Source organism: Pseudomonas sp. TWI929 (assembly GCF_039673335.1).
Taxonomy (GTDB): Bacteria; Pseudomonadota; Gammaproteobacteria; order Pseudomonadales; family Pseudomonadaceae; genus Aquipseudomonas.
Genome location: NZ_JBDJLK010000124.1, coordinates 1 through 11,259 on the forward strand (window position 1 = coordinate 1; position 11,259 = coordinate 11,259).

Consider the following 11,259-nt stretch of genomic DNA (forward strand, 5'->3'; position numbering starts at 1 on the left):
GGGATATCACAAGGCCTGAGGGCAGTGATGTACCTGTGGGAGCGGGTTTACCCGCGAAAGGGCCGGCACAGCTGGCCCATTAATTGCTGACTTACCCCAACCCGGGCCATCAACGTCGACAGCCCGCAAAACCTCACGACAAAGGCGCCGTGTTGCCCCGCTTGCTCAGCAAGCCGGGGCAACCGGCGCCTTTTTGCGTTCCAACAGGAGCCCGCCCATGGCCAATAGCGAAGTACGCAGCGTCTGCCCCTATTGCGGCGTTGGCTGCGGCATCGTCATGAGCGTTGCCGATGGCAAGGTCGGCAAGATCAGCGGCGACAAGCAGCACCCCAGCAACTACGGCCGCCTGTGCACCAAAGGCCTCACCGCACACTTGCCGCTGAGCGCCGCCGGGCGCATGGAAAACGCCTACCTGCGTCAACAGCGCAGCCAGCAGCCGGCGCGCACCGGCATGGACCAAGCCATTACCGCCGCAGCTGTACGCCTGCGCGGCATCATCGACCAGCACGGCCCAGACGCCGTGGCGCTGTACGTGTCCGGGCAGATGTCGCTGGAGGCCCAGTACCTGGCCAACAAGCTGGCCAAGGGCTTCATTCGCACCCGCCACATCGAGTCCAACTCGCGCCTGTGCATGGCCAGCGCCGGTAGTGGCTACAAGCTGTCGCTCGGCGCTGATGGCCCACCCGGCAGCTACCAGGACTTCGAGCACGCCGAGGTATTTCTGGTGATCGGCGCCAACATGGCCGACTGCCACCCGATCCTGTTCCTGCGCCTGCTCGACCGGGTCAAGGCCGGGGCCAAGCTGATCGTCGTCGACCCACGGCGCAGCGCCACCGCCGACAAGGCCGACCTGTTCCTGCAGGTGCGCCCCGGCAGTGACATGGCCTTGCTTAACGGCCTGTTGCATCTGCTGCACCGTAATGGTCACACCAACCCCGACTTCATCGCCCGCCACACCGAGGGTTGGGACGAACTGCCGGCCTTCCTCGATGACTACACGCCCGAGCGCGTGGCCGCCATCACCGGGCTGGCCGAGGCCGACATCATCAAGGCAGCAGAATGGCTTGGCACTGCCAACGATTGGATGAGCTGCTGGACCATGGGCCTGAACCAGAGCATCCATGGTACCTGGCACACTAACGCCATCTGCAACCTGCACCTGGCCACGGGTGCCATCTGCCGCCCCGGCAGTGGGCCGTTCTCGCTGACCGGCCAGCCCAACGCCATGGGCGGCCGCGAGATGGGCTACATGGGCCCTGGCCTGCCCGGGCAGCGCTCGGCCCTGGTGGCGCAAGACCGCGCCTTCGTCGAGCAGCAATGGCAATTGCCCCCGGGCAGCCTGCGCAGCGAAGGCGGCGAGGGCACGGTGGCGCTGTTCGAACAGATGAAAAGCGGCGAGGTAAAGGCCTGTTGGGTTATCTGCAGCAACCCGGTGGCCAGTGTCGCCAACCGCCAGCAGGTGATCGATGGCCTGCGCCAGACCGAGCTGGTGATTACTCAGGACGCCTTCCTCGACACCGAAACCAACCGCTACGCCGACATCCTGTTGCCGGCCGCGCTGTGGGCTGAAGGCGAAGGCGTGATGATTAACAGTGAGCGCAACCTCACCCTGATGCCACGTGCCGTCGAGCCGCCCGGGCAGAGCCTGCCAGACTGGCAGATCATCGCCCGGGTCGCCTGCGCCATGGGCTACGCCGACGCTTTCGACTACCCCGATGCCGAAGCGGTGTATGAAGAAATCCGCCGCTTCCATAACCCCGCAACCGGTTACGACCTGCGTGGCATCGGTTATGCCGAACTGCGCCAGCAGCCGCGCCAGTGGCCTTGCGCGCCAGGCCGTGACAGCGACCGCAGCCCGTTGCGCTACCTTAACGACGGCAGCAGCCAGACGCTGCTGCAGAGCGCCCAGGGAGAGCACCCGGCGCTGGCCTTCCCGACTGCCAGCGGCAAGGCGCGTTTCTTCGCCCGGCCGTGGTTGCCGGCACCAGAGCTGCCGGATGACGGCTACCCCATGGTGCTGAATACCGGCCGCGTACAGCACCAGTGGCACACCCTGACCAAGACCGGCAAGGTGCCGGCGCTGAACAAGCTGGAGCCCGGCCCCTTCGTTGAAATCCACCCCGACGATGCCGCCCGGCTAGGCATTGCTGAAAAGGACCAGGTGGCCATTCGCTCGCGCCGCGGTCAAGCCGTGCTGCCAGCGCGCATCAGCGAGCGGGTCATGCCAGGCAACTGCTTTGCGCCGTTCCACTGGAACGACCTGTTCGGCGAGCAGCTGGCGATCAACGCCGTGACCTGCGACGCGGTCGACCCGCTGTCGCTGCAGCCTGCATTCAAACACTGCGCCGTGGCCCTGGAGCGGGTCGCAGGCGAGCGCATCGAAGCCCTTGAACTGAACACTGCCATTCCGGAGCCCGCCCGCATGCCAACTGCCACCCTGTCCCGTCTGCTTGGCCTGGATACCCTGCCGGCTCCGGTGCTGGCCGAGGAAGAGCGCCACTACCTGCAAGGCTTCCTGCTGGGCCTGGACCAGGGCCGCGCCGAGGGGGTGCCCAGCCTGCCGGCCGGTGCGCCGCTGGCCGCCAACCGCCGGCTGTTCATCGATGGCCTGTTGGCCGGGCTGTTCGCCCAGCCTGCGGCGCTGCCCATTGCGCCGCAGGCAACGCCACGGCACCAAGTGCTGTGGGCCTCGCAGACGGGTAACGGCGAGCTGCTGGCCGAACGCTGTGCCGAACGCCTGCGCGGTGCTGGCCTCGACGTGCAACTCAGCTGCATGGAGGCGGTCAGCCCGCACCAGCTGCAGGGTGCGGCTAGCGTGCTGCTGATTGCCAGTACCTTTGGCGATGGCGACGCGCCTGATAGCGCGGCGACGTTCTGGCAGGCCTTGCAGGGTGAGGAGGGCGCCCACTGCGCCGAGCTGCCCTATGCTGTGCTGGCCCTCGGCGACTCCAGTTACGACCAGTTCTGCGGTTTTGGCCGCAAGCTCGACCAGCGCCTGGCCGAGCTGGGTGGCCGGCGCCTGCTGCAGCGGGTGGATTGCGAACCGGACTTCGACGACGCCTTCGCCGCCTGGCTCGACGCGCTGCTGCCCACCCTGGGCAGCGCCGATGCGCCGCTGCCGCTCAGCGAGCCGGCACCTGTGGCGGCCTACAGCAAGCAGCAACCCTGGGCCGCTACCTTGCTGGAGAACCGCCTGCTCAACGGCCCGGGTGCCAGCAAGGAAACCCGCCAGCTGGTCTTCGACCTGAGCGGCAGCGGCTTTACCTATGCCGCCGGTGATGCCCTGGGCGTGTGGTCGCGCAACTGCCCGGCGCTGGTCGACGAACTGCTGGCGCTGATGCAGCTCGATGGCCTGGCCATGGTAGAGCTGAAAGGCCAGCCCGCCATGCCGCTGGCCGAAGCCCTGCAAACCCACCTGGAAATCGCCAAGGTTACCGCGCAGCAGTTGCAGGCATTTGCCGACAATGCCCCGGGCCTGCAACGCCTGCTGCAGCCCGAGTGCAAGGCCGAACTGCAGGACTGGTTGTGGGGCCGGCAGCTGGTCGATGTGTTGCGCGCGTTCCCCCAGCAGTTGCCGCTGGCCAGCTGGCTGGAGCTGCTCAAACCGTTGCAGCCGCGCCTCTACTCGATCAGTTCCAGCCCGCTGGCACACCCGGACCAGGTGCATCTGACCGTATCGACGGTGCGCTATGGCGAACGTAAAGGTGTGTGCTCAAGCTTCCTTGCCGACCGTGTGCAGGCGTTTAAGGTGGCGATCTTCCCGCAGGTGTCGAAGCACTTCCGCCTGCCCGAGGACGACAGCGTGCCGGTGATCATGGTCGGCCCCGGCACCGGCATTGCGCCGTTCCGTGCCTTCCTCGAAGAGCGTGAAGCACGGGGGGCAAAAGGGGGTAACTGGCTGTTCTTTGGCGAGCAGTACGCGGCCAGCGATTTCTATTACCAGGACCAACTGCAGGCCTGGCAGGCAGCAGGGCACTTGCGGCTGGATACAGCGTTTTCGCGGGACCAGGCCGAAAAGGTTTATGTGCAGCACCGCATGCTCGAACAGGGCGCGCAGCTGTGGCAGTGGCTGGAGGCGGGCGCTTACTTCTATGTGTGTGGTGATGCTCAGCGCATGGCCAAGGATGTGGATGCGGCGTTGCGGGCGATCGTGGCCGAGCATGGCTGTATGGATGCGGCGGCTGCGGCGGCCTATGTCGAAGGCTTGGGCAAAGCCAGGCGCTATCGGCGGGATGTGTACTGAGTGCACCGGGATGGGTTGATGTGCACTGTGAATGTGCATTGTCTGTGCCGGCCTCTTCGCGGGTAAACCCGCTCCCACAGGTACTGTGCAAGTCTGGAAACCTGTGGAAATCCCTGTAGGAGCGGGTTTACCCGCGAAGAGGCCGGTACAGGCAACCCAATTGGCACAGTCCCTGCTTTACCCCAGATACAACAAAGCCCACTGATCAACGGCGATCAACCCGGGCCCCCTACCGTGATGAATACAGGCAAAGGCGCCTGGAGCTTCGGCTCCAGGCGCTTTTTTTTTGATCGAGGATCGGCTTATGTAGGCAACAGCGAGCAGCGGGCAACGAGAGCGACTGGTCATCGTCGGCAACGGCATGGTCGGCCACCATTGCGTCGAACAACTGGTCAGCCGCGGCGCCCTGCAGCGCTTCGACGTGCGGGTGTTCGGCGAAGAGCGCCAACGCGCCTACGACCGTGTGCACCTGTCCGAATACTTCGGCGGCAGCTGTGCCGAAACCCTGGCCCTGTGCGAACACGGTTTCTACAACGCCAACGGCGTGCACCTGCACCTCGGCGAAGCGGTGCTGGAAATCGATCGCGAACGTTGCGAGGTGGTCACCGCCGAGGGCCGCTACGGCTATGACCAACTGGTGCTGGCCACCGGATCGTACCCCTTCGTGCCGCCGATCGAAGGCTCCAGCGGCAATGCCCGCCTGGTTTATCGCACCCTCGACGATCTCGATGGCATTCGTGCTGCCGCAGCCAATGCCCGCCGTGGCGTGGTGGTGGGCGGTGGCCTGCTCGGCCTGGAAGCGGCCAACGCCCTCAAGTCGCTGGGCCTGGAAGCCCACGTGGTGGAATTCGCCCCACGGTTGATGCCGGTCCAGTTGGACGGCGAGGGCGGTGCCGCGCTCAAGGCGCAGATCGAAGCCTTGGGCGTGGGCGTGCACTTGTCGCGCGCCACTCAGTCGATCAGCGCCGGTGAAGCCTACCGCTACCGCATGAACTTCGATGGCGGCGAGCACCTGGAAACCGACCTCATCGTGTTCTCCGCCGGTATCCGCCCGCAGGATGCCCTGGGCCGTGCCAGCGGCCTGGACATCGCTGCACGTGGCGGTGTGGTGATCGACAACCACTGCCGCAGCAGCGACCCACGCATCTTCGCCATCGGCGAGTGCGCATCGTGGAACGGCAGCGTGTTCGGCCTGGTCGCCCCGGGCTACAGCATGGCGCGTAACCTGGCGGCGTTGCTGATGGGCGAGGCGGCGGTGGCCTTCACTGGCGCCGACATGTCGACCAAGCTCAAGCTGCTGGGCGTGGATGTCGGCTCGATTGGCGATGCCCACGGTGCCACCCCAGGCTCACGCAGCTACCGCTTCATCGACGAGGCCAACAGTGCTTACCGCCGACTGGTGGTGGATGCCAGCGGCAAGCACGTGCTCGGCGCGGTGCTGGTCGGCGACAACAGCTACTACGACACCTTGCTGCAGTATGCCCAGAACGGCATCGCCCTGCCGGCCGACCCGGCGGCGTTGATCTTGCCGCAAAGTGGCGGTGCGCCGGCCCTGGGCGCCGACGCGCTGCCCGACAGCGCGACCATCTGCTCCTGCCACAACGTCAGCAAGGGCGCGGTCTGCGCCGCCATCGACAGTGGCTGCAGCGACCTCGCCGCCGTCAAGGGCTGCACCAAGGCCGCCACCGGCTGCGGCGGTTGTGCAGCCTTGCTCAAGCAGGTGTTCGAGCATGAGCTGACTGCCCGCGGCGTGGCAGTGGACAAGAGCCTGTGCGAGCACTTCGCCTACACCCGTCAGGAGCTGTACGGGCTGGTGCGGGTGGAGGGCATCCGCACCTTCAGCGAACTGCTTGAACGCCATGGCAAGGGCCACGTTGGCTGCGACATCTGCAAGCCGGCGGTGGGCAACATTCTTGCCTCGTGCTGGAACCAGCCAATCATGGACCCGGCGCTGGTACCGCTGCAGGACACCAACGACACCTTCATGGCCAACATGCAGAAAAACGGCACCTACTCGGTGGTACCGCGCATCCCGGGTGGTGAAATCACCCCCGACAAGCTCATCGTCATCGGCCAGGTAGCCAAGAAGTACGACCTGTACACCAAGATCACCGGTGGCCAGCGCATCGACCTGTTTGGCGCCCAGCTGCACGAGCTGCCGCTGATCTGGGGCGAGCTGATCGAGGCCGGCTTCGAAACTGGCCACGCCTACGGCAAGTCGACCCGCACGGTGAAGTCGTGCGTCGGCAGCACCTGGTGCCGTTATGGCGTGCAGGACAGCGTGGGCATGGCCCTGCGCCTGGAAGACCGCTACAAGGGCCTGCGCAGCCCGCACAAGCTCAAGTTCGCCGTGTCTGGCTGCACCCGCGAATGTGCCGAGGCGCAGAGCAAGGACATCGGCGTGATCGCTACCGACAAAGGCTGGAACCTCTACGTGTGCGGCAACGGCGGCATGCGCCCGCGGCATGCCGAGCTGTTCGCCACCGACCTCGACGACGAAACCCTGGTGCGCCTGATCGACCGCGTGCTGATGTTCTACATCCGCACCGCCGACAAGTTGCAGCGCACGTCGGTGTGGCGCGAGAACCTGGAGGGCGGGCTGGACTACCTGAAACAGGTGATCATCGACGACAGCCTGGGCCTCGCCAGCGAGCTGGAAGCGCAGATGCAGCATGTGGTCGACCAGTATGAATGCGAGTGGGCCAACGCCCTCAATGACCCCGAGAAGCTCAAGCGCTTCCGTACTTTCGTCAACGACCAGCGCGCCGACCCGGACGTGCACTTCGTGCGCGAACGCGAGCAACGCCGGCCTGTTGCACCGCTGCACCTGATCCCCACTGTCGAGGAGGCTATCTGATGAACCTGTCCAATGCTGCTGTGAAAACCCAAGTGAACTGGCAGGCGGTATGCCAGGCGCAAGACCTGGTGGCCGACTCCGGGGTGGTGGTGTGGCTCGACGGTGCCCAGGTGGCACTGTTCTACCTGCCGGGGCAGGCCCAGCCGCTGTACGCGGTGGACAACCGCGACCCACGCTCCGGCGCCAATATCATCGGCCGCGGGCTGGTGGGCAGTGTGCAGGGCGAGCTGGTGGTGGCGGCGCCGTTGTACAAGCAGCATTTCAGCCTGCAGAGCGGAGAGTGCCTGGAGGATGGTGGGCAGCGTTTGCGGGTGTGGCCGGTGCGGTTGAATGGTGAGGCGGTAGAACTGGCAGTGGCCTGATATTCATCTGCTGCTTGCACGGGCCTCTTCGCGGGTAAACCCGCTCCTACAGGGCCTGGAAGGTTGTGCGGGTTCCTGTGGGAGCGGGTTCACCCGCGAAGAGGCCCGTGCAGGTTATCTGCAAGCGGCATTGCGGTAAGCTTGCTGCATGAACTTAGACACCCGCATCAAGTACCGCCACCTGCTGTGCTTCCTGGAGATTGCCCGGCAGGGCAGCCTGGCCAGGGCTGCCGACATTCTGGCGATCAGCCAGCCGGCCATCTCCAAGACCCTCAAGGAACTCGAAGACCTGCTGGAAACGCGGCTGTTCGCGCGCAGCCATCAGGGCGTCGAACTGACCCCGGCCGGGGCGCGTTTCATGCGCTATGCCGGGCCCAGCGTGCAGGCCCTGCGCGACGGCGTCAGCAGCCTGCGTGGCGAAGCACGGGCGCCGTCGCAGGTGCGCATCGGCGTGCTGTCCACGGTCGAAGGCCTGCTCATGCCTGAAGTGCTGTGCCGCCTGCACCAGCGGCATGAGGCGCTGCTGATCAGTGTGGTCACCGGGGTCAGCGCCCAGCTGCTCGGCCAGTTGCACCTGGGCGAGCTGGAACTGGTGGTCGGGCGCATGACCGACAGCCCGCAGATCCAGGGCCTGTCGTTCGAGCACTTGTACAGCGAATCGATGAGCCTGGTGGTGCGGCCGGGCCACCCGCTGCTGGCCAGCACGCCGGTGGAGCGTGCCCAGGTGGGGCATTACCCGCTGGTATTGCCGCCTGCGGGCACCACCATTCGCCAGCATGCCGACAGCCTGTTCGTGCAATGCGGCATCCAGATGCCGGCGCAACGCCTGGAAACCCTGTCCCTGGCCTTGAGCCGCCGCTACCTGCTGGGCAGCGATGCGGTATGGGTGGCGCCGCGCGATGCGGTGTTGCTCGACCTGCGCCGTGGCGAACTGGTCGAGCTCGACCTGGGGGTGCGCGAGCCGGGTGGTTCGGTTGGCATTTGCCGTAATGCCGCCTTGGCGCAAAGCCTGCCGGGGCAGTGGGTGTGCGAGGTGCTGCGCGAGGTGGCAGGGGAGTACCGTGAGGGCAACTACCCTTGAATGCAGGTTTGCCGGCGATAGGGCCGATGCAGGTTGCTCAGAATCCAGCGAAATAAATCCCCGGCAAAACCGCGCAAAAGTGGCACAACGGGTCAATACTGGCCAGTGGCTGCAATCCCTTGGATGAATAACCGTTTAACTACTGAACTTCCTTATCAAAACCCGCTCCTATGCCGGTAGCCATTGGTCATGGCCGCCTGCTAAGCTCGCGGCTTTACCCTGATTGCCCTTATGGCGCATGAACAAGGAAATAGCATGAAACAGCATCGTTTGGCGGCTGCGGTTGCCCTGGTAGGCCTGGTACTGGCTGGCTGTGATCAACAAGCCAGCAGCCCCGAGCTGAAGACTCCGGCACAGAAAGCCTCCTACGGTATCGGCCTGAACATGGGCAAGAGCCTGGCTCAGGAAGGCATGGAAGACCTTGATTCGAAAGCAGTCGCCCTCGGCATCGAAGACGCCGTTGGCAAGAAAGAGCAGCGCATCAAGGACGAAGAGCTGGTAGAAGCCTTCACCTCGCTGCAGAAGCGTGCCGAAGAGCGCCTGGCCAAGGCCAGCGAAGAAGCCGCCTCCGCCGGCAAGAAGTTCCTCGAAGAAAACGCCAAGAAGCCAGGCGTGGTCACCACTGCCTCGGGCCTGCAGTACGAAGTGGTGAAGAAGGCCGACGGCCCGCAGCCAAAGCCGACTGACGTGGTTACCGTCCACTACGAAGGCAAGCTGATCGATGGCAAGGTGTTCGACAGCTCCGTAGAGCGCGGCAGCCCGATCGACCTGCCGGTCAGCGGCGTGATCCCAGGTTGGGTCGAAGGCCTGCAGTTGATGCACGTCGGCGAGAAGTACAAGCTGTTCATCCCGGCTGAACTGGCCTACGGCGCACAGAGCCCAAGCCCGCTGATCCCGGCCAACTCGGTACTGGTGTTCGACCTTGAGCTGATCGCCATCAAGGACCAGGCCCAGCTGCAAGGCGCCGAGCCGGACGCCGAAGCCCCTGCTGAAGCCCCAGCCGAAGCGCCTGCCAAGTAACACTGGCTGGCCCACATGAAACGCCCCGTCATGACGGGGCGTTTTCGTTTGTGCGGCCGGTGGTTGGACGAACCTGCAACTGCTGATACTGTCCGAGGAAAAGTAGCGTGAAGCAGTAGGATGCTTCTGACGCAAATCGTTTGCGGCTTAGGTAACCACGGTATGAAACGACTGTGTAAAAAACGCCCGATCTGACCGGGGCCCTTGCCTGGCAGGCACCTGGGGTCCGAAACGTCGCCCTGTTCACAAGGTTATCCACAATAAATGTGGATAACCTTTCCCCTCTCGGAGGCTCCATGAGCGCACCCTGGAATTTCACCCGTTTCTTGCCCTTGGCCGAGCGCTTGCTCAGCCGTGGCCGGTTGCCGGCCCTGCTGTTCGCGGTAGCCCGCAAGGGCCCAAGGCTCGGCCAACTGCGCGAGGACGTGAAGCTGCTGCAGTCGCTGTGCCTGGCGTGGTGGCGCGGCGAATACCGCGCCATCAGCCCCAAGGCGCTGGTCACCATCGTCGCCGGCCTGTTGTATTTCGTCAGCCCGATCGATGCCATCCCCGACTGGCTGCTGGGTGTGGGCTTCCTCGACGACATCGCCGTACTGGGTTGGGTGCTGAAGACCGTGGCCGACGAGCTGGCGCGCTTCAAGGCCTGGCGCGACAAGCAGGCGCCTGAACGGCTGCGCGTGGTGGAGCGTTTGCCAGCCACGCCGGAAGCGCTGCGTTTGGAGCGCAATACGCCGTGAAACTGGCTTGAACTCCTGCTCAATTGGAGCTCAACTGCAGCACAATTGCGCCTCAACTGCACAGACCCCAGAGTTGGTAATATAATTGGCATAAGGGTTATGCCTACGGATTACATGCTGTAATCCTTTTTGAGGGGTTTTGTAATGGGTATTCAGGTCATTAGCCGGGACGGTCAACCCGAGTACGCCGTCGTTCCCTGGGAGCAGTACCAGGCGTTGCTCAAGGCAGCGGGGCAGGCGCCAGCAGAGGCGGTTGCCAGTGAAGCGAGCAGTGCCACTGCCAGTGCGCCATTGCCGGCGTTCAGTGAAGTGGCGCAGATTCGCCAGGCCAAGGGCATTGCCCCTGAGCAACTGGCGCGCAATGTCGGGGTGAGCCCGGCTTACCTGGCAATGATCGAATCGGGCGAACGGCAACCGGACGCAGCCATCCGCCGCGCCCTGGCCTGGCATTTGGGGGTGGCTGGCTGGAGCGAGCCATCATGAGCCAGGTCAGGATCAGCCGTCAGCACTGGGATAACCTGCTGGGCGAGCTTGACCTGGCCCGTCGTCAACGTCACTTGCTGACTTACCGAGCGCTGATCGAGCGCTTGCAATTGCCCAGCCCGGCCATGCAGACGCTGACCGCCGCGCTGGAGTACCTGGCGGTGTTGGACGCCCGTGCCGAGCAGCCATTGCGCAGCTCGCTGGTGATCAGCCAGGGCGCCAGCCGTTTGCCGCGTACCGGCTTTTTCGAATGCGTGGAGCGCCTGGGGCGTTTCACCGGGCCGGTCGATGGCATGGAGGCGGCATCGTGGCATGCCTCCGAGGTGGTCCGGGTGTTCGAGTACAGCTACCCGGAAACGGCCTGACCGGTCAGCGGTGACGCGGTCCTCTGTAGGAGCGGCCTTGCGTCGGGGGGGGGGGGGCGCCGGCGAGCCCCGGGGAGAGGAGGTTCCCCACTAAAAAAACGAACGACGGGA

8 protein-coding genes are annotated in these 11,259 nt (G+C 64.9%); all 8 read left to right on the forward strand.

Translation table 11 applies throughout. The features are described 5' to 3' along the window. The first annotated feature begins 217 nt into the window (after positions 1-217). On the forward strand, positions 218-4,243 hold the full coding sequence (locus ABE456_RS26910; RefSeq protein WP_346646631.1) for a bifunctional nitrate reductase/sulfite reductase flavoprotein subunit alpha: 4,026 nt from the start codon (positions 218-220) through the stop codon (positions 4,241-4,243). A 340-nt stretch (positions 4,244-4,583) separates the two neighbouring features. Further along, positions 4,584-7,100: a nitrite reductase large subunit NirB gene (gene nirB, locus ABE456_RS26915; protein WP_346646637.1), complete on the forward strand. Its 2,517-nt coding sequence runs from the start codon at positions 4,584-4,586 to the stop codon at positions 7,098-7,100. Continuing rightward, the gene (gene nirD / locus ABE456_RS26920; protein WP_346646632.1) at positions 7,100-7,462 is read left to right on the forward strand and encodes a nitrite reductase small subunit NirD; all 363 of its coding nucleotides are present in this window, start codon (positions 7,100-7,102) and stop codon (positions 7,460-7,462) included. The genes nirB and nirD overlap by 1 nt, the downstream gene beginning before the upstream one ends. A 148-nt stretch (positions 7,463-7,610) precedes the next feature. Then, the gene (gene pcaQ, locus ABE456_RS26925) at positions 7,611-8,543 is read left to right on the forward strand and encodes a pca operon transcription factor PcaQ (RefSeq protein WP_346646633.1); all 933 of its coding nucleotides are present in this window, start codon (positions 7,611-7,613) and stop codon (positions 8,541-8,543) included. 255 nt (positions 8,544-8,798) lie between these two features. Continuing rightward, on the forward strand, positions 8,799-9,563 hold the full coding sequence (locus ABE456_RS26930; RefSeq protein WP_346646634.1) for an FKBP-type peptidyl-prolyl cis-trans isomerase: 765 nt from the start codon (positions 8,799-8,801) through the stop codon (positions 9,561-9,563). A gap of 296 nt (positions 9,564-9,859) precedes the next feature. Beyond that, entirely contained in the window at positions 9,860-10,300 is a 441-nt protein-coding gene (locus tag ABE456_RS26935) for a YkvA family protein (protein ID WP_346646635.1), read from the forward strand. A 144-nt stretch (positions 10,301-10,444) separates the two neighbouring features. After that, a complete protein-coding gene (locus tag ABE456_RS26940) occupies positions 10,445-10,783 on the forward strand; it encodes a helix-turn-helix transcriptional regulator (protein ID WP_346646636.1) in 339 nt (112 codons plus the stop codon). After that, on the forward strand, positions 10,780-11,148 hold the full coding sequence (locus ABE456_RS26945) for a hypothetical protein (RefSeq protein WP_003252539.1): 369 nt from the start codon (positions 10,780-10,782) through the stop codon (positions 11,146-11,148). The genes ABE456_RS26940 and ABE456_RS26945 overlap by 4 nt, the downstream gene beginning before the upstream one ends. The last annotated feature ends 111 nt before the right edge of the window (positions 11,149-11,259 follow it).